The 19,315-nt window shown below is 30.9% G+C and carries 22 protein-coding genes; 1 reads left to right on the top strand and 21 read right to left on the bottom strand.

The window, feature by feature from the left end:
- Nucleotides 1–11: 11 nt before the first annotated feature.
- Genes AB9Q04_RS07155 through efp form a run of 16 tightly spaced genes read right to left on the bottom strand, consistent with a single transcriptional unit; the run spans nucleotide 12 to nucleotide 12,905 of the window.
- The gene (locus tag AB9Q04_RS07155; RefSeq protein ID WP_410024660.1) at nucleotides 12–2,354 is read right to left on the bottom strand and encodes a bifunctional 4-hydroxy-3-methylbut-2-enyl diphosphate reductase/30S ribosomal protein S1; all 2,343 of its coding nucleotides are present in this window, start codon (nucleotides 2,352–2,354) and stop codon (nucleotides 12–14) included.
- 14 nt (nucleotides 2,355–2,368) lie between these two features.
- The gene (locus tag AB9Q04_RS07150; RefSeq protein ID WP_410024659.1) at nucleotides 2,369–2,947 is read right to left on the bottom strand and encodes a lysophospholipid acyltransferase family protein; all 579 of its coding nucleotides are present in this window, start codon (nucleotides 2,945–2,947) and stop codon (nucleotides 2,369–2,371) included.
- Nucleotides 2,937–3,590, bottom strand: coding sequence for a (d)CMP kinase (gene cmk, locus AB9Q04_RS07145; protein WP_410024658.1), 654 nt, complete (start codon nucleotides 3,588–3,590; stop codon nucleotides 2,937–2,939). Before cmk ends, AB9Q04_RS07150 begins: the two co-directional genes overlap by 11 nt.
- A complete protein-coding gene (locus AB9Q04_RS07140; protein ID WP_410024657.1) occupies nucleotides 3,587–4,801 on the bottom strand; it encodes a BaiN/RdsA family NAD(P)/FAD-dependent oxidoreductase in 1,215 nt (404 codons plus the stop codon). The genes cmk and AB9Q04_RS07140 overlap by 4 nt, the downstream gene beginning before the upstream one ends.
- Nucleotides 4,802–4,841: 40 nt before the next feature.
- A complete protein-coding gene (locus AB9Q04_RS07135) occupies nucleotides 4,842–5,537 on the bottom strand; it encodes a pseudouridine synthase (protein ID WP_410024655.1) in 696 nt (231 codons plus the stop codon).
- Nucleotides 5,527–6,060, bottom strand: a complete 534-nt coding sequence (gene scpB, locus AB9Q04_RS07130) for an SMC-Scp complex subunit ScpB (protein WP_410024654.1) — start codon at nucleotides 6,058–6,060, stop codon at nucleotides 5,527–5,529. The genes AB9Q04_RS07135 and scpB overlap by 11 nt, the downstream gene beginning before the upstream one ends.
- Nucleotides 6,053–6,757 carry a segregation and condensation protein A gene (locus AB9Q04_RS07125; RefSeq protein ID WP_410024653.1) on the bottom strand — a complete coding sequence of 235 codons (705 nt, stop codon included), beginning with the start codon at nucleotides 6,755–6,757 and terminating at the stop codon, nucleotides 6,053–6,055. Before AB9Q04_RS07125 ends, scpB begins: the two co-directional genes overlap by 8 nt.
- Complete coding sequence (locus AB9Q04_RS07120) at nucleotides 6,757–7,302, bottom strand: NUDIX hydrolase (RefSeq protein WP_410024652.1); 546 nt, start codon at nucleotides 7,300–7,302, stop codon at nucleotides 6,757–6,759. Before AB9Q04_RS07120 ends, AB9Q04_RS07125 begins: the two co-directional genes overlap by 1 nt.
- Nucleotides 7,289–8,989 (bottom strand): DNA repair protein RecN, encoded by a 1,701-nt coding sequence (recN, locus tag AB9Q04_RS07115; protein WP_410024651.1) that lies wholly within the window; start codon nucleotides 8,987–8,989, stop codon nucleotides 7,289–7,291. The genes AB9Q04_RS07120 and recN overlap by 14 nt, the downstream gene beginning before the upstream one ends.
- Entirely contained in the window at nucleotides 8,989–9,441 is a 453-nt protein-coding gene (locus tag AB9Q04_RS07110; protein WP_410024650.1) for an arginine repressor, read from the bottom strand. The genes recN and AB9Q04_RS07110 overlap by 1 nt, the downstream gene beginning before the upstream one ends.
- 9 nt (nucleotides 9,442–9,450) lie before the next feature.
- On the bottom strand, nucleotides 9,451–10,278 hold the full coding sequence (locus tag AB9Q04_RS07105) for a polyprenyl synthetase family protein (RefSeq protein ID WP_410024649.1): 828 nt from the start codon (nucleotides 10,276–10,278) through the stop codon (nucleotides 9,451–9,453).
- Nucleotides 10,271–10,456: an exodeoxyribonuclease VII small subunit gene (xseB, locus tag AB9Q04_RS07100; protein ID WP_410024647.1), complete on the bottom strand. Its 186-nt coding sequence runs from the start codon at nucleotides 10,454–10,456 to the stop codon at nucleotides 10,271–10,273. The genes AB9Q04_RS07105 and xseB overlap by 8 nt, the downstream gene beginning before the upstream one ends.
- Nucleotides 10,449–11,636 carry an exodeoxyribonuclease VII large subunit gene (gene xseA / locus AB9Q04_RS07095; RefSeq protein WP_410024646.1) on the bottom strand — a complete coding sequence of 396 codons (1,188 nt, stop codon included), beginning with the start codon at nucleotides 11,634–11,636 and terminating at the stop codon, nucleotides 10,449–10,451. Before xseA ends, xseB begins: the two co-directional genes overlap by 8 nt.
- 1 nt (nucleotide 11,637) lies before the next feature.
- Complete coding sequence (gene nusB, locus AB9Q04_RS07090; RefSeq protein WP_410024645.1) at nucleotides 11,638–12,012, bottom strand: transcription antitermination factor NusB; 375 nt, start codon at nucleotides 12,010–12,012, stop codon at nucleotides 11,638–11,640.
- Complete coding sequence (locus AB9Q04_RS07085; RefSeq protein WP_410024644.1) at nucleotides 12,012–12,338, bottom strand: Asp23/Gls24 family envelope stress response protein; 327 nt, start codon at nucleotides 12,336–12,338, stop codon at nucleotides 12,012–12,014. The genes nusB and AB9Q04_RS07085 overlap by 1 nt, the downstream gene beginning before the upstream one ends.
- A 9-nt stretch (nucleotides 12,339–12,347) precedes the next feature.
- Nucleotides 12,348–12,905 (bottom strand): elongation factor P, encoded by a 558-nt coding sequence (gene efp / locus AB9Q04_RS07080; RefSeq protein ID WP_410024643.1) that lies wholly within the window; start codon nucleotides 12,903–12,905, stop codon nucleotides 12,348–12,350.
- 141 nt (nucleotides 12,906–13,046) lie between these two features.
- Between efp and AB9Q04_RS07075 the strand changes: the two genes are divergently transcribed.
- Nucleotides 13,047–14,204 (top strand): tRNA(Met) cytidine acetate ligase, encoded by a 1,158-nt coding sequence (locus AB9Q04_RS07075; RefSeq protein WP_410024642.1) that lies wholly within the window; start codon nucleotides 13,047–13,049, stop codon nucleotides 14,202–14,204.
- 25 nt (nucleotides 14,205–14,229) lie between these two features.
- Here the strand turns inward: AB9Q04_RS07075 and AB9Q04_RS07070 are convergent, their stop codons facing one another.
- The 5 genes from AB9Q04_RS07070 to AB9Q04_RS07050 are packed head-to-tail and all read right to left on the bottom strand — an operon-like array spanning nucleotide 14,230 to nucleotide 19,310.
- Nucleotides 14,230–14,715 (bottom strand): ATP synthase subunit B family protein, encoded by a 486-nt coding sequence (locus tag AB9Q04_RS07070; RefSeq protein ID WP_410024641.1) that lies wholly within the window; start codon nucleotides 14,713–14,715, stop codon nucleotides 14,230–14,232.
- An 11-nt stretch (nucleotides 14,716–14,726) separates the two neighbouring features.
- Nucleotides 14,727–15,209 carry a pantetheine-phosphate adenylyltransferase gene (gene coaD / locus AB9Q04_RS07065; RefSeq protein WP_410024639.1) on the bottom strand — a complete coding sequence of 161 codons (483 nt, stop codon included), beginning with the start codon at nucleotides 15,207–15,209 and terminating at the stop codon, nucleotides 14,727–14,729.
- The gene (rsmD, locus tag AB9Q04_RS07060) at nucleotides 15,206–15,748 is read right to left on the bottom strand and encodes a 16S rRNA (guanine(966)-N(2))-methyltransferase RsmD (protein ID WP_410024638.1); all 543 of its coding nucleotides are present in this window, start codon (nucleotides 15,746–15,748) and stop codon (nucleotides 15,206–15,208) included. Before rsmD ends, coaD begins: the two co-directional genes overlap by 4 nt.
- The gene (locus AB9Q04_RS07055; protein ID WP_410024637.1) at nucleotides 15,748–17,736 is read right to left on the bottom strand and encodes an ATP-dependent DNA helicase RecG; all 1,989 of its coding nucleotides are present in this window, start codon (nucleotides 17,734–17,736) and stop codon (nucleotides 15,748–15,750) included. The genes rsmD and AB9Q04_RS07055 overlap by 1 nt, the downstream gene beginning before the upstream one ends.
- Entirely contained in the window at nucleotides 17,736–19,310 is a 1,575-nt protein-coding gene (locus AB9Q04_RS07050; RefSeq protein ID WP_410024636.1) for a DAK2 domain-containing protein, read from the bottom strand. The genes AB9Q04_RS07055 and AB9Q04_RS07050 overlap by 1 nt, the downstream gene beginning before the upstream one ends.
- Nucleotides 19,311–19,315 lie beyond the last annotated feature (5 nt).

Genomic DNA, 19,315 nt, shown 5'->3' with positions numbered 1-19,315 from the left:
TTATTTATAGATTAATATTCTATTTCTTCTTCGTTTTCATCAACATCATCGATTTCATCAGCTGGTTGATCTAATGTTTCTTCTTCATCAAGAGTTACAACATCTTCATCAGCTAATTCTTCGTTGTAGATAGCTTCTTCTTCAAGTTCTTCGTCAATTTCTAATTCATCTTCTTCTGAAATAAGATCAGTTGCCTCATCGTTATCAATTTCAACTTCGCGCTCTTCTATAGTTTCTTCTACATTTTCGCTTTCTTCAAAGTCATCGATCACATTATCAACTTCTGAATCTTCAGAGATAAGATCAGATGAGCTACCTTGTTCAAATAAAGCTTGTTCTAATAGGTTACCTAAGTTGTTGTTTAGGTCAGCATCTGAACTGAAATTATTTTGAGCTGGTCTTTCAGCTCTTCTTCTTTGTCTATTATTATTAGAATTTTCTCTTCTTTCACGTCTTGGTTTTCTTTCAGGTCTTTCTGGTGCTTCTTCAAGTTGTTTAATTGAAAGACCAATTTTTTCTTCTTCTTTGTCTAATGAAATAATTTTAACTTGGATTTCATCTCCAACATTTAATTCATCAGATGGTTTTTCAACATGGTCCCAAGAAATTTCAGAAACGTGTACTAATCCTTCTACACCATCCGCTACTTCAACGAATGCACCAAAGTCTAGTAAGTTTACTACTTTACCTGTTACAACATCGCCTACTTCATGAGCGTTTACAAATGAATCAAATGGTTTATCTAAAAGTTGTTTACGTCCTAGAGAAATTCTATTTTTTTCTTTGTTTAGTTTTAAGATTTTAACTTCGATAGTATCACCAACGTTTAGTACATCAGATGGAACTTCTACTCTTGTCCATGCAATGTCTGATACGTGTAGTAAACCATCAAGGCCATTTACTTCAATGAATGCACCAAAGTCTGTAAGTCTTGCAACTTCACCTTCTAGTACTTGACCTTCTTCAAGTTCATCCCATCTTTCATCAAGTTCTTCTTCAAGAACATCTTTACGAGATAAAACTAATCTATTTTTTCTTTCGTCAATAGAAACTATTTTTAGTTCCCAAGTTTCACCAACGAATTTTTTGAAGTTTTTAACAAAGTATGTTGCAATTTGGCTAGCTGGTACAAAACCGTTTACTCCCTCAACTTCAACTGTAAGTCCACCTTTATTAAAGCCTGTTACTTTACCTTCTACTAATTCATCGTTTTCGAATTTTTCAGCAAGGTCTTTCCAAGCTTTCATTCCTTGAACTCTTCTTGTTGATAGAGCAACGTTACCTTCACCATCATCTAGTTTGATAACATAAACGTCGATGTCATTTCCTACTTCAAAATGATCTTTAGGATTTTCTTTTTCTTCTTCTGTCATTTCATCTAGTTTTATGATACCATCTGCACGGTATTGGATATCAACAAAAACTTCGTCATCTTTCACATCGATAACTGTTCCTGTGATAACATCTTTAGGATAGATTTTCTTTAAACTATCTTCAAGACTATTCATAAAATCTTCTTTTGTAAATTCGTCCATTTTACTAACTACCTCCTCAATAATCTCATCAGGTGTGGATGCACCTGCGATTATTCCAATTTTTTTAAATTCCGAGAGCTTTTGCAAAGGTAGATCTTTAACAGTTTCAATCCTATAAACATTTTTGTTATACAAACTCACTACTTGATATAGCTTGTTAGTATTAGAACTATTAAAACCACCAACTACAATCATACAATCAACTTCTTTAGACAAGTTTGCTGCTGATTCTTGTCTTAGTTTTGTTGCATTGCAGATTGTGTTTTCTATCACAACACTACCATTATTTTCTTTGAACGTATTTGCAATATCATAGTAAAAATCAGCTCTATTTGTAGTTTGACTAACTACATAAAGAGGTTTTTCACTTTTAATATTTTTTGCTTCAGTCTCATCACTTACTATTATACCATTTTTTAAATAAGAGTCCATAGCAATTATCTCAGGATGATTAGGATCTCCAACAATAATTACTTGGTGACCATCATTTTCTTTGGCTACGATTTTCTTATAAATATTTCCGAGTACCGGACAAGTTGCATCTAAGATTTCATTGCCATTTTTTAAAAGGGTTTCTTTAAATTCTGCACTTTCTCCATGGGCACGGATTACTATTAGCGAGTCCTTTATTTTAAGGGCTTCTTCTTTGCTTAAAACTTTTAGTCCTTGCTTTTCTAATTTATCCACCAGTTGAGGATTGTGTATTAGAGGACCTACTGTATATTTTTCTCTATCACTGGCTAAAGCTTCATGGGCAAGATCTACTGACCTTTTTACACCAAAGCAAAATCCAGAATTTTCTGCTATTATAATTTCCATAAACTTCTTTCTTTTTATGTTAATTGTCTTTTATAAATACCATTAAATATTTCATCAGACATTTTTACCATCGCCTCTTTTGATTTCATATTTAGATATTTATCGACATTAATTGGTTCATTTATATAAATATATGTTTTTCTAAAAGGTTTATAAGATGAAACAATCTCTACTGGCAATACATCTTTTTTTGCCTTTAGGGCAATATAGGCTATCCCATCTTTCATATTCTCCCTGTTTATATCATGGGTCCTAGTTCCTTCTGGAAATATTCCTAGGATATTTTCTTCTTTTAATAATTTTATAGAATTTTTAAGACTTGAAAGATCTCTACCATCACGGTCTATAGGAAAAACACCTATAGCATTTAAAAAACTAGCTAAAAAATCATTTTCAAAAAGTTCTTTTTTTCCCATAAACCTTATACTAGGTGCAAATGCAATGGCTAAAAATATAGGATCCCAGTTGGACTTGTGGTTAGCACATAAGATATATCCTTCATTTTGTGGAATGTTTTCTCTTCCTACTACCCTTAGCCTAAATATTGGCCAAATAAAAATAGTTGCTATAAATTTTAAAATTCTATATAACATCTTCTTTATCCATATTTTCTAAAATTAGTTTGATGGTCTGATCAATATTTAAATTTGAATTATCTATTTCTATAGCATCTACTGCTTTTTTTAAAGGTGATATTTCACGAGTGGAGTCATATTGGTCACGAGCAATGATTGTCTTTTCTATTTCATCTATTGATAAATTTGACTCGTGCTGCTCAAATCTTCTTATGGCCCTCTGCCTAGCGTTGGCAGTTAGATAAAATTTATATTTAGCATTAGGAAAAACAACTGTTCCAATGTCTCTACCATCTAGGACGAAGGACTTTTTACTAGCTATTTGCCTTTGCATATCAACTAGTCTTTCACGGACCTTGCCGTTGGCAGAAACCCAAGATACATTTTTAGTTATAAAGTCAGTTCTTATTTCATTTTCTATATTTTTACCATTTAGATAGATTTCATTTTCTATAAAATCAATAATAATGTCATCTAAAGCGTTTAAAATTTCAGCTTCAGTAGAATTTTCGTTTAAAGAATTTTCTAAAAAATAAAGGGTAGCTGCTCTATACATGGCTCCTGTGTTTAAGTATTCTATATTTAAAATCTTGGCCAATCTATTTGAAATTGTAGACTTGCCTGATCCACTTGGCCCATCTATGGCAATTATATATGTCATATACTCTCCTTTATTGCACTTGCTGCAGCAAAGGCTGTAGTAAATGCTAGTTGTAAATTAAATCCGCCGGTTAGGGCATCTATATCTAAAACTTCTCCTACAAAATACAAATCTTTTATTAGCTTTGATTCCATAGTTTTTGGATTGATTTGATCAACTTCTATCCCACCTTTGGTAATAACAGCAGCATTAAAACCTCCAAATTTATCAAATTTTAGGCTAAAGTTTTTTATATTATCTATAAGGCCCAATCGTTCTTGTTTTGTAATTTGATTGGCTTTTTTATCTGTAGCAATCTGAGATCTATTTAAGATAACTTCTACCAACGCATTTGGAATTACTTCATTTAAAATATTTGAAATGTCCTTGCTAGGATTTTTATCAAATAAATTTACTAAAAACTTATCTAAATCCTCTTTATTTTTGGTAGATAAATCAAGTGTTATTTCTTTTACCTTTTTATTTACTACAAATGAAGATATTTTTAATACTTCAGGGCCTGAAATAAAGTTTTTTGTAAGTAAGATTGAACCAAATTCACTAAATGATCCCTTATCAGTTAATATTTTTATCCCAGTATTTTTTAAGGATAGGGCTTTTATATTTGATAAGTCCTTATCTTTAAAGAAAATAGGCACTAAGGACGGATGAGTTTTACTTACTTTGTGGCCAAATTCTTTGGCAAATTTATAGCCATCCCCACTTGATCCAGTATTTGGATAAGATAGGCCACCAGTAGCAATTATTACTACATCAAAATTATAATCTTTACCAGTAGTTTTTACTAAAAACTTTTCTTTTTTAACAATCTCCTCTACCCTAGTATTAGTCACAAGCTTTATATTTTTTTCTATTATTTGATTTTCAAAAAATTTGACTACATCACTAGATTTTTGAGATTTGGGAAAGACCCTCTCATTTTCTTGGGTTACTAAATCTAAACCATGACTTTTATAAAAGTCAATGGTGGCATAGTTATCGTGATTATTGAATGAAGAAAATAAAAACTTTTGGTTACCTACTATATTTTCCAGAAATTCATCATAAAACTTGGCATTGGTGATATTGCACCTGCCATTACCTGTCATGAGAATTTTCTTGCCAATCTCATTATTTTTTTCTAAGATAGTTACATCAGTATTTTCATTTTTTAAATTAATTGCTGCATAGAGCCCACTTGCTCCAGCGCCAATGATTCCTATTTTTGTCATATACTATAAAAATTTTACCATAAAAAAAAGAAATAGATAGCTATTCCTTAATCAATGAAACAAATTCCATTTCCTTTTTATTAAATTTCTTGTACTTACCCTCTTCTAATCCGTCAAGACATATTGTCCCAATTTTTGTACGTTTAAGATCAAGCACAGTTGCTCCCAAAACATCAAACATCCTTCTGATTTGTCGGTTATATCCTTGGCGAATAACAACTTCATAGGTATTATTTTTTATATAACGAATATTAGCATCTGATGTTATTTCACCTCTACCAATATCTAGACCATTTTCAAATTTCTGAATTTGTTTATCATTTAATAATTTATCAACTTTTACAATGTATTCTTTACTTACCCCTGATGATGGATGAATTAAAGAGTTTGTAAAATCGCCATCATTTGTTATTATCAAAAGGCCATGGCTGTCCTTATCTAGCCTACCTGCTGCAAAAAATCTCTCATCAATTTCTATCAAATTGTTTAAGTCTTTTTGATTATGAGGGTCGTAATTGCTTGTGATATATCCTACCGGTTTATTTAATTTAAAATAAAAATATTCTTCTAATTTTAATATTTGACTATCAATAGAAACTATATCATCTTCATTCACATCATAACCCATTTCATCTAAGACTTTGCCATTTACTTTTACTTTACCAGCTGCGATTAATTCATCTGCTTTTCTACGAGATGTGTATCCAGCTTGCGCTATATATTTATTAATCCTCATATATTTCCTCTTCTAGTTCTTTCATTTCTGGCAATTCTTCTAGGGATGAGATATTAAAATATTGTAAAAATAAAGTGGTAGTTACATAAATAATGGGTTTACCTATCTTATCCAGACGTCCATTTTCTTTTATAAGACCACGGTCTAATAAATTATCAATTGTACTTTGTGAATTTATCCCACGAATTTTATCAACCTCAGCACGGGTTATTGGTTGTTTATAAGCAATTATTGATAGGGTTTCTAGGGCTGATGAGGTTAATTTTTTCTCTGTTTTTTTAACTAGGGCAGCAAAATATTTATCATGCTTTTGGCGAGTTACAAATTGATAGTTGCCATCAAAGTTATTAATTAATAAGCCACTTTGCATATTTTTTCTATCTGCTACCATCTCATCAATAGCTTTTTTTATTTGATTTTTATCTGCATCGGTGATTATTGATGCAAGGTCGTTTATATCTATGGGCTCTCCCCAAACATATAAGACCTCCTCAATAAGTCCTTTTAGATAAATTTTATCCATTATTCTCTTCTCTTTTTATTATATTAAATTTATTTCCTTGGGTCTGGTCTAAGTATATTTCTTTTAGCTTAAAAAGTTCTAGTAGGGCTAGAAAACTTGCTATGCACTCAGCTTTGCTATGAATGTCATTGATGATTAAGTCCAGTTTTAAATTATTTCTTATTTCTAAGGCTTTCCTATAAGAATTTAAATAATCATTGACATCTGGCATCTTAATTTGAGTAATAATATTTTCAGGCTGCTGATCTTTTTCTAACCTTTTTAAAAGTTTTTGAAATTGCTTGGCTAAAATTTTTACATCTTTGGTTATTATTTCTTCTTCTGTTTCAAATCTCGCCAAGTCTTCAGCGTACTTGCTGTGGATTTTTCTTGCTTCTTTTTCTAAAATTTTCAAATCATCTTGGACTGATTTTATCTTTTTATACTCTATTAGGTAAGCAAGAAAGTCTTCTTCTAAATTTTCTTCCTTTTCCCTTGGTAAAAGTTTGTTTGATTTGATATTTAAAAGTACAGATGCTATATAAATAAAGCTGCTTAAATCTTCTATAGCTGGATCTAGTTTTTCTACTTCTGCTAAATAATCATGGGTCAGCTCTTCTAAGTTTATATCATAGATATCTATCTTTTTTTTATCAATCAGTTTTAATAACAAATCAAAAGGGCCTGTAAAGCCCTCTAGTTCAATAGTAAATTCCATTAATTATTTTTATTCATCATTGCATATTGGATAGCAATGATTGTTTTTGCATCGGTGATTTCACCATTTTCTACCATATTGTATAGCTCATCAATTGGATAAGACTTAGCTTCTAGGTTCTCATCTTCATCTAATTCTAGCTTTGATTCTTTTAGATTTTTGGCTGCAAAAAATAAGAGTTTATCATTTGTAAATCCAGGAGATGAGTGCATGGTAAATAGAAAATCAATTTGCTCTGGGAAAAACCCTACTTCTTCTTGAAGTTCCCTTTTTGCAGATTCTATTGGTGCTTCGTTTGGGTCAACTAGGCCTGCTGGAATTTCTAGCATAACTTTATCAACTGCAATTCTGTATTGGCTGACCATCCATAGGTTTTCATCGCCATCATATGCTATGATACCTACACCCTTTTGATGGTCTACTATTTCTCTTTTAGAATATTTTTTATTTTGTAGTTCTACAGTTTCAACTCTGAGTTTTAAAATTTTTCCATCATAAATAGTATCAGATTTAATCGATGTTTCGTAAAATTTATTTTCGCTCATTTCTTAATTCCTCCGCCATAGTTAGCATTTCGCTTGCTGAATTTATAGTAATATCGGTGATGTTTACCCCACCTATTAGCCTTGCAATTTCTAAGATGCGTTTTTTTCCTTCTATTTTTTCAGTAGATGAGATTGTAAAATCTCCCACATCTTCCTTACTTATTAGTATATGATTACTTGCAAGAGATGCAATTTGAGGCAAGTGGCTGATTGATATCACTTGTCTTTTCTTTGATAAATCTAAGATTTTTTCCCCTACAATTTGGGCAGTTCTTCCTGATATACCTGTATCTATTTCATCAAATATCATAGTATCCACTTGATCAAAATCAGCAAAAATTTCTTTAAAGGCTAGCATTATCCTTGAAATTTCTCCACCTGATGCTGTTTTTGTAAGAGATTTTAGGGCTTCTCCCTTATTTGTTCTTATTAAAAAATCTACCTCATCTAATCCTGTAGTATCTATGTTTTCTTTTTTAGAAAAATCTATTTTAAATAGACCATTTTTAATATTTAAATCTTTTATAGATTTATTTATATTTTCTTCTAAAACTTTACTTTTCCTAACCCTTATATCATGAAGTTTATTTGCATTTTCTTCTAATTTCTGGTCAATATCATTTAAGATATTATCTAAATTGTCCCTTAAATCTTCTATCTCATCTAGCTCCTTAATCCTAGCTGAAATTTGGTCATAGTAAGCGATTATTTCATCAATGCTAGACCCATATTTTCTTTTTAAATTATAAATGTGCTCTATCAAATCCTCAAGTTCTGCCGCTCTTTCTGGATCACCAATCAAACTTTCTTGGTAGATATCCATTTCAGAATATAGGTCATTTATTTCATCATTTATAGCAGAAATTCGATCATAAAACTCACTTACCCTACTATCGATATCAGAAAAAGAATTAATTTCACTTAGGATGATGCCAAGCATTGAAGAAACAGAATTTACATCATAGTCGCTATTATCTAAGGCTTCTTTAGTAGCTTCGATAGACTCACGCAAGGCATTGATATTATTTAACTTTTTATACTCTTCATCTATCTCTTCTTCATTTATAGCAAATAAGTCGACTCTTTCAATTTCCTCGATTTGGTATTTTATCAAATCACGTTCACGGGTTATTTCTTCTTCTGATAGGTTTAGATTATTATATTTTACTAAGTATTCATTTTTTTGATTTACTAAGGCCTTAATCATTTTTCTAAGATCGATAGTTTCTTGGTCGTTAGAATAATTATCTATTAAATAAATATAATTTGCTTTATTCATAAAAGCATTGGAATCGCCTTGGTTATAAATGTCAATTAAGATTGGGGATATTTCTCTAAGGATAGTAAGATTTGCAACTCTGCCATTTATTCTAAGAGTAGATGATTTTTGAGAAATTGTTCTATTTACTATTAGTTTGTTATCCCCTTCATCAAATATAACTCCATTATTTATGAGGATATCCTTGGCTTTTTTATCAAGCTCAAAAACACCTTCTATAACAGTTTTATCTGCAAATCTACCTACTATATCCTTATCAGCTCTTTTTCCTAAAAGCAAATTTATAGACTCAAGGATGAGTGACTTTCCTGATCCAGTTTCCCCAGTTAGGACATTAAACCCATCCTCAAAAAATATGTGATTTCTTTTAATAATTACAAAATTATCTATAAATAGCTCAGCAAGCATTATCTAACCATATCCCTTAATTCTTCTATTAGATCATCTAACTTTTCAAAGTCTTTTGGTGTTATAAAAATAGTATCTATCCCTGTTACCATACCTTGGATATTCTCTAATTTTAAATTTGTAATATATTGGCCACAAACAGTTGCGCAATAAGATATTGTTTTTATAACACAAAATTGACCACTTTTTTCGACAGAAAGTACAGATTCCTTAAAAATCTTTTCCATTCGTTCATTAAGAGAATCATGAACTGTGTCAACTACGGTATATTTGTACTCATAATCATCCGCTTGGACTTTAGATATTCTAAGTTCCTTGATATCTCTAGAAATAGTAGCTTGGGTAGCATCCACTCCCTGATCACTAAGCATCTGTGATAGTTGGCTTTGAGTTTTGACTTCGTTATTTTGTATAATATCAAGGATTAGTCTTTGTCTGGTGTATTTTTTCATAATTTTCCCTTACCTTTTACGTACTGATAGGTAATCTACCAGCAATAACAAAAAATCATTATTGTTAAATTTTAAGATGTTAACCTTTGCATCTTTGTTTATAGCATCTAGCAAATCTATAGCATCAGTCTTTTGCATGATATTTAATATATTTAATTCGTCTTTATATGTATCTTCCAATAAATCATCTTGGATTTGATAGGCTAGGCCTAGCTTATAGGCATAATCTTCTAAAATTTTTACCTCTTCATTACTAGCTTTACTTACAATAGCTCCACTAATTATTGCAGCCTTAAATAAATCAGAAGTCTTTTTATCATAAACATTTAACAAATAATCTTTTTCATATGTTTCTGGTCTTCTTAGATCTAAAACTTGGCCTTCAATCATACCCTTATAGCCCGTATGGTCAAATAAATATTTTCCAGCCTTAGCATAAAGTGAATTACTGGTTGCTAGAGAAAAAATTATACTTGCTGCCTCATTTAAAAGTGCATCCCCAGCTAAAATTGCCTTATCCTCACCAAATTTTATGTGTAATGATGGCTTGCCACGACGCATATCATCATCATCCATTGCTGGCAAGTCATCATGAACTAGGGAGTAGGCATGAACCATTTCTAAGGCTAGGGCAAAGTCAATATCCTGATTACTTATTTTTTTACCAAACATTTTTATTGTTTCAAAATAAAGATTAGCCCTAATTCTTTTGCCAGCATCTATAGCATATAATAAGGCCTCAGCTAGGCTGTAATCTTTATCAAAATAATCATAAGCCCTAGTTTCTACTAAAATTTTATTTTCTTCTAAGATTTTTAAAAATGATTCTTTATTCATTACTACCTATCACTTCAATTTTAGCTTGGTATTCAGCAAGTTGGCCTTTTAATTCATCGTAAAGGCTATTAGCCTGTTCATAAATTTTGATACTCTCATCCAAATTTTCTTTATTTTCTTCTAATTTTTCTAAGAGTTCTTCAATTTTTTTATAATTATCTTCAAATGATTTATCCATCAGTAACTACTGCTTTTATCCTTCCATCGCTAAAGTTTATTTCTATCTCTTCACCCACACTTAAAGAGTATTTTGAAAATACTTCTTTATTTTCAGCATTTTTTATAACAATATTTTCTTTCCTAGCCTCTATAAGATTTTTAGCAGCCTTAAGTCTTGCTTCAAGAACATCTAACCTATGTTTGTTAAAATTTAGATTATTTTCTAGTGCCCTATCCAATGCTCGCTTAAGATTTTTTACATCTTTTTCCTTTTGCAAGATATCATTTTTAGGATTGGCTGCCTTTAATTTTTGCTTTAAAATAGCTAATTTATATTCATTAATCCTAATCTGGCCATTAATAATATCTTTCATTAATAAAAGATTTTTTTTCATTTCACTTTCGATATTAGTATAATTAGCAATAATATAAGATCCCGCTTCAGTTGGAGTTTGCAAGGATAAGTCTGCTACAAGATCAAGTAAAGTTGTATCTATCTTATGGCCTATGGCTGAAATAATGGGTGTTTTAGACTTAAAAACACTTTCGATTATTTCTCTATCGTTAAAAACTGCAAGGTCTTCGCTAGATCCTCCACCGCGAGTTATTACAATTACATCTAAGTTCATCTTTTCAAGGTCATTTAGACCCTTTAAAATGAGATTTACTGCCTCACTACCTTGAACTTTTACTGGAAATAGTTTTATATTTATGTTATTTGGTTTTTGATTTATAACAGAAACAAAGTCTACTAGAGCAGCTCCATCCTTTGACGTTATTAACCCTATATTCTTAGGAAACTTTGGGATTTCTTTTTTATTTGTTAAATCGAAATACCCCTTATCTTTAAAGTCCTCTTTCATCTTAACAAACTTTAAATATTCTTCTGAAACCCCGTTTTCCTTTATCTCACTGGTTATAATTACTACTCTAGATGAGTAATTATTATAAGAAAAATTGCCCTTAACTAGGACATCCATGCCCTCTTTAAATTTAAATTCTATATCCTTATCTTCATAATAATATATAACACAGTCAATAATATCGTTTCCTTCTTTTAAAGAAAAATATAAATGGGCACCATTAAACCTAATGTTGGCCAGGCTTCCATTTATATATACTCTAGTTAGGATAGGATCGTGTTTGATACTAGTTTTAAAATATTGATTAAACTCTTTTACAGAAAGTGCCTTTAACATATTACGATCTTACAATTTTTCCTAATACCGAATTTATCATTTGGTAATCATTATTATCAGCGTAAGTTTTTGCTAGTTCTACAGCTTCATTTATAGAAACTGATACGGGTATATCCATATAAGTCATTTCATTGAGACTTAAAAATAAAATTGCTTTTTCAACCCTAGATAGGCGGCTATATCTCTTGTTTAGAGCCTGTTCTAAAGTTTTTTCTATGGCTTCATAGTTTTCATTATAAGAATTTATTGAATCTCTTATAAAATCTTCATCTGCTATATCATGGTTTTCTAAAACCTTGTCTACATCTGATATTTTATTTATACTATCTTCGTATATGAGTTTAAAAACCCATTCTCTTTGTTCAATACGCTTCATTAGATTACTAGTTTTGCTACGTTTACATTTACACGAGTTACACTAAGGCCAGTCATAGACTCAATTACTCTTATTACATTTTCTTGGATAGCTTTTACAGTTTTTTTGACATTGACATTTTTATCAAGGTTTACTGTAAGATCTACTAGTAGTTTACCATCCACTTGACTTATTGTGCTTTTTGGTCCGTTTTGGGAAAGATTTAACTTATTATCATTAGCTTTTGGGGCAGAAACTCCATAAACTTCTTCGCTTGCCCTTACTGCAAGTTGGTCTAGGATTTCATTTGCTATTTTTACTTGACCATTTCTAAAATTATTAGCCATTGTTGCTCCTTAAACTCTGGATAGATAATCTCCAGTTCTTGTATCTATTTTTATAACGTCCCCTTCGTTTACGAATACTGGTACGTTTATGATAGCACCTGTTTCTACTGTTGCTGGTTTTGTTACATTTGTTGCTGTATCACCTTTGATAGCAGGCTCTGTTTCTGTAACTTTAAGTTCTACAAAGTTTGGTGCTTCTACACTAAATGGGTTTCCTTCATAAAATTTAATTTGTACAGAGTCATTTTCTTTTACATATTGGATAGCTTCTTCAACAGCCTCGTATTCTATACCAATCTGTTCAAATGATTCAGGGTCCATGAAGTAGTAAAGAGTACCGTCATTGTATAAATATTGCATTTCACGTGTAGTAATAACAGCGTTTTCAAATTTTTCATTTGGGTTAAAAGTTACATCTTTGGTACCCCCACCCATAACTGATCTTATTTTTGCACGAACAAATGCTGCACCCTTACCAGGTTTAACGTGTTGGAAATCCACCACTTGGTAAACATCATTATCGTATACAAAAGTAACACCTTTTCTTAAGTCGTTTGCAGAAATCATAATTCCTCCTATGTAAATTTTCTTTACATTATTATACCATATCGTGTATTTTATTGGAAACCGTTTTGCAATATTATTTAAAATATATATAAAATTTATAGCAATAACTGAAATAAAATCCAATTAGGGTATAAAGATTTTATGAAAACTTTAGCAATAATTTCAGAATTTAACCCCTTTCATAACGGTCATAAATACTTATTAGAAGAAGCTAGAAGAAAGACCATGGCGGACATTGCTCTTACTATAATGAGCGGTGACTATGTTCAAAGAGGCGAGCCAGCTATAATTGATAAGTATAAAAGATCTGATAGCGCTATGAAGTCAGGTTTTGATATGGTTATAGAAATGCCTGCCTTTATAACTCTCCAATCTGCAGAGTATTTTGCCTTAGGCTCTATAAAAATTTTAGAGAAATTAGGTGTTGATTATTTATGTTTTGGGATAGAAAATATAAATCCAGATGAATTTTTAAATAGCGTAGATACTCTTATAGATAAAGCTGATGAACTTGATAAACTTACTAAGGAAAACCTAGACTCATCTTCTTTTACCAAGGCCCGCTATGATGCAACTGTAAAAATTTTAGGTAGTGACAAATTTATAAGTTCAAATAATGTCTTGGCTCTTGAATATATTAGAGCTATAAGAAAAATTAATTCTAAAATGAGCCCTATTCCTATAAAAAGAATCTCATCTACTAATAAAGATATTGACCTAAAATCTACAAAAATTTCGTCTTCTACTGCTATTAGAGAAAATATTCTGAATGATTATAGGTGTCATGTACCTGATTTTTCTTATGAAGCTATTGAGTCTAGCAAGAAATTTTATGGAATTCCTAATATGGAATACGAATTTGATTTATTTAAATATTTACTATTAATTAACCAAAAGCCCATGGCAGATATCTTAGCCTATGAGCAAGGCCTTGATAATTATCTTTTTAAAACTGCCTTAAAGAATGATAATTTAAAGGACTTTCTAAAAGAATCTACTACAAAAAGATATACTAGCTCTAGGATTAAAAGATTAATTCTAAATTATCTTTTAGATAATAAAGCTGATTTTAATGACTATGATTTAGACTTTTATAAGGTCTTAGCCTTTAATAAAAAATCTCAGTACATTTTTAGAAATTCAAAATCTAAGCCTGTCCTTACAAAAAAGGATATGGATAAATTACCAGCTAGTGACCAGTTCATTTTATCCAAAATGCTGGATGCATCAAATATGTATAGTTTGGGCCAAGGCCAAGAGCTTAACCAGGATTTAAATAAAAAAATAAGACGCTATTAGCTAACTAATGGCGTCTTTTATAAATCTATCTTGATTCTAGGATAGATCTTCTATTTTTTTCTAATTGTTGGGCTAGTGTACTGAAGTTTTCAGATGATGATGAGAATAGTTTATCTATATACTCATATGATTGTTGTCTGATTTTATTAGCTTCAGTTGCTGCTTCTTGTAAAATTCTATCAGCTTCTGTTCTAGCTTGTAGGGTGATTTCATGCTCTGAAATCATTTTTTGATATTGAGCTTTAGCTTGTTCTTTAAAGTTTTGAATTTCTTTATCAGCTTGAGCTAATCTTTGTTCAGCCTCACTATTCGCTTCATTTATGATTCTATCTTTTTCTTGATAAGTCCATTCTGCTTGTTTGATTTCTTGAGGCATAGAATCTTTCATTTCATTTAAAATCTCATAAATTTCGTCTGGATCTACCGATACTTTCCTTGAAAATGGAACAGCACTTGCTTCATCCATGACATCTTCCATTTCATTTATTAATTCTGTTAATGTGCTTGCCATATACTCCCCTCCTAGTAATTAAATTTATTTTTTAATTTACGTTCAACATCATCGCTTACAAAGGTGGATATATCCCCCTTAAAGCTTGCTACTTCTTTTACCATGCTTGAGCTTATAAATGAATAATCAGGATTACTTAGTAAATATACAGTTTCTAGTCCTTCGTATAAAGCTTCATTTACTCTAGCAATGTTTTTCTCATATTCATAATCAGCCATTCCCCTAAGACCCCTTGCAATTACTCTAGAATCTTCTTCTCTTGCAAAGTTTGCCATTAGGCCATCAAAAGTTTTTATAGTTACATTTTCTAACTTATGTTCATCTACATCTGATTTTATCATCTCTATCCTCTCATCGAGGGTAAAAATCGGATTTTTATTTCCATTTATTAAAAGTGCAACTACAACTTCATCAAACATCACGCTTAATCTTTGTATAATATCAAGATGGCCATAGGTTGGCGGATCAAAGGTACCAGGATAAATTACTTTCATTTTGTATAAATCTTAACTATTTTCCTTCCATAGGTTTTTTCTTTTATTAGATATAAATCATATGTATCAGAAATTTCAATATCTTTATCTGATTCTGTTATTACTATACCATCCTCACTTAACAATTCATAATTTATAATTAAATCGATGGCTTTTTCAACAAAATCCTCATAGTAAGGCGGATCTAGGAAAATATAGTCAAACTTTATACCCTTATTTTTATAATTTTCCAAAACCAATTTATAATCAAGCTTAGATAAATCATAATTATCAGCCTTTGTTTTTTCTAAATTTTGTTTTAAAGCACTAAAACTTGATCTATCTGGCTCGTTAAAATAAACTTTTTCTACTCCCCTGGATAAAAATTCTATACCCATTTGTCCACTACCTGCAAACAGGTCTAGGGCATTGCCATTAGTTTTCATAGGATAAAGCATATCAAATATAGCTTCTTTGATTTTATTATCCGTTGGTCTAGTATTTTTTCCTTTAGGTGCTATAAGGTTAAAGCCCTTATACTTACCTGCTACTACTCTCATCAATTTAAAATTATCCTCTTATCCATTTCAAAAAACTTCTCTATATAGGAAAAATTAACTCCATTAAAGTCATTTGCCTTTAAGTATTCAAATATTTCAAAACTTTCTTCTATCTCACTATTAGCCATATTTAAAAATTCTACTTGACTTATATTTCTACCATGCTGGATAGATGATAAGATCTTTCCCCCACCCCTTAAATCAAAGTCTTTTTTAGCAATTTCAAATCCGTTTTCATTATTTACTAAAATATTTAGCTTTGAATTGTTATCAGTATTTTTGCTAACCAGATAGCAATAAGAATCATAAGATCCACGGCCCACTCTACCCCTTAGTTGATGAAGGGATGATAGGCCAAAGAAATTTGCATTATAAATTACCATAGTATTAGCATTGGCTACATCTATACCAACTTCTATTACAGTTGTGGATATTAATATATCTATTTTTCCATCAGCAAAGTCTTTTAAGGTCTTATCCTTATCAGCAGCTTTCATATCGCCATGAAGTTTTTTTACAGTTCTATTTTCAAATTGTTTTTTATATCTCTTATATAAATTTTCTACACTATTTTTATCATCAGCATCAATATTATTTGATACTACATAAACTTGCCTACCTGCTTCTAGGTTGTGGTTAATTTCAGTAAATAGAGCATATTCCATAATTTCTGTTACTAGCTTAGTAGTAATAGGTTTTCTACCCTTTGGCAATTCATTTATCATTGATAAATCTAATATTTTTGAAAGTCTTAAACTAATAGTCCTTGGAATAGGAGTTGCAGTCATTGTCAGATAATTTACTTTTTCTCCCTTTTGGCCTAAAGCCTGCCTTTGACCTACACCAAAACGGTGCTGCTCATCATTTACTACAAATCGCAAGTCTTTAAATTCCACATCTTCTTGAATTATAGCATGGGTTCCTATTAGAATATCAATCTCACCTGCTATAAGTTTTTGTTTTATATCCGCTTTATTTTTTATAGACCCAGTTAGTAGGGATAAGTTTAATCCAAAACTTTCAATTAAGGCTAAGTTTTTTTCATATTGCTGGTTAGCCAAAACTTCTGTAGGTACCATCATAGCTGCTTGGTGGCCATTTAGAGCAAAAACTATCATAGCTATTATTGCGACAATAGTTTTTCCTGATCCTACATCACCTATTAGGAGCCTATTCATAAGGGTATCCTTATTGGCATCTGCTAGGATTTCTTTTAATGATATTAACTGCGACCTAGTTAGCTTAAAATCTAGTTTTGCTAATATCTTATCTAAATCATATGATAGATTTAGATTTTGATCACTTTGAAGTTTTTTATTTATAAAGTCTATATAGATTAGTTCTTTTACAAAGTCGGTTACTTTTATTTGAGACTTGGCGGTCATTAGACTTTCTATATCTGTTGGAAAATGAATTTCTTCTAAGTTTTGATACTTTGACCTAAAGCCAATTTCATCTAGTATATTTTCATCAAATATTTCTTCATCTTTATCAAAGTATTTAAGGCTTTCACCTATAAATTTTGAAAGCTGCTTTTGATTTATACCACTTGTAAGAGGATATATGGCAATGATATTACCTATTTCATCTTCATCCATCTTACAAAACATAGGATTTACAGCTTGGTAAATACCATTTTCAATACTTATTTTGGTATAAAATTTATAGGTTTCATAGATATTTAGTTTTTGATGGGAAAATCTGTCATTAAACCAAATTATTTTAATTTTTTGATTACTTTCTTCCTCTAGGGCATAGATATAGGTGATGATTCCCTTTTTTGTTCTAATTTGCTTAGACCTTGAGGTAATCTTCCATTCAAAATAATATTTTATATTTGATCTAGCCTTTAAAACAGTTGCTTTATTTCTCCTATCTTCAAAGCTTGTTGGATAGTAGTTATATAGGTCAGAAACTGTGTATATATTTAATTTTCTTAAAAGTTTTTTTTTCTTTTGCCCTATACCTTTTAGGTCTAGTAGGTCCATTATTCTAATGTAATTGTGTAATAATAAACTGGTTGGCCGCCGTAAACTAACTCAACATCTATATCTTTATGCTTTTTGCTAATTTTTTTAACTAAGTCCTTAGCATCTTTTTTATCTACTTCTTCTCCGTAGTATAAAGTTACTAAAGATAAGTCGCTATCATTTTCTAGGGCATGATTTATGGTATTTATAACAGTATCTACAATTTTTTCATTAGAAGTTACGATATTTCCATCTAAGATACCTAGATAATCATCTCTGGCAATCTCTATGCCGTTTATGGATGTATCTCTAATTGATATAGAAACCTCTGCTACGTGTAAGTCTTTAATAGCTTCATTCATATTTTCTAAATTTTCTTCTATATCGCTATCTTCATCAAATTCTAGCATAGCAGCAAATGTTTCAGGAATGGATCTAGTTTCTATAACCACTGCATTTTTTTCTGTAATTTCACAAGCTTGTTTGGCACTCATTATAATATTTTTATTATTTGGGAAAATAATTATATTTTCAGCATTTACCCTATCTAGGGAATTGAATATGTCTTCAGTAGATGGGTTCATAGTTTGACCACCTGAGATAATTTCATCTACATTCATTGATTCTAAAATAGCATCATAGCCTTCCCCACGACTTACTGCTATAAATCCATATTTTTTAGCTTGGCTAGTTTTGTTTGAAGAAACTTTTTCTATATTTGGTTTTAGGTTTACTAGTTCTGCCCTTAAGATTTCTCCATCAACAGTTAGCATTTGCAGTAAACCATAAACATTATCTGTTCTTAGGCTCGCCTTTAGTACTCCATCAGAAAAAGACTCTTCTATATCATCTGCCATAGTTTCTAGGTTAGCTAGGATTGTTTGGTAAGATTCTTTTGTAGTAGCTAGTTCAAAAGTTAGTTCATATGGTAAATCTTTTTTAACTTCAATATTTTTGCTCTCAATATCCTTTATATCGATATCACTATTTAAGGCTGAGAAAGCTCCCTTTAGTAAGGTTATTAGGCCTTGGCCACCTGAATCCACAACTCCTGCTTCTTTTAAAACTGGTAGTTGGTTTGGTGTATTATCAAGAGCAATTTGCCCTTCACTAATGATATCAAATAGATATTGATCTAGCTTAATATCATCTGTATAAGCCTCATTTGCCTTATCGGTCATTTTTTGGCTAACTGTAAGTATTGTCCCTTCTGTAGGTTTCATAACTGCCTTATAAGCAGTTTGATTTGCTATTTGAAATATTTCTTTGATATCAGAAGTTTCAATTACACTTTTGCCTTTTATAGCTTTTGATAAACCCCTTACAAGTTGGGATAAGATAACTCCAGAGTTACCACGAGCACCCATTAATGTGCCTTGGGATAAGGCCTTGGCTATCTCATCGCAAGATTCGCTATTTAATTGATTTACCTTATCTACTCCAGATTTCATAGTCATGGTCATATTTGTCCCTGTATCCCCATCTGGCACTGGAAAAACATTCAGGGCATTAACCATTTCCCTATTTTCATCTAACAATTCATAAGCCCCGATAATCATCTGATGGAGCTTTTTAGCATCAATTTCTCTCATAATTA

This window comes from Anaerococcus groningensis, from assembly GCF_046365465.1.
In the GTDB taxonomy this organism is placed as follows: Bacteria; Bacillota; Clostridia; order Tissierellales; family Peptoniphilaceae; genus Anaerococcus; species Anaerococcus groningensis.
Note: the sequence above shows the minus strand (reverse complement) of the source record. Positions and strands in the feature narration are given on the sequence as shown.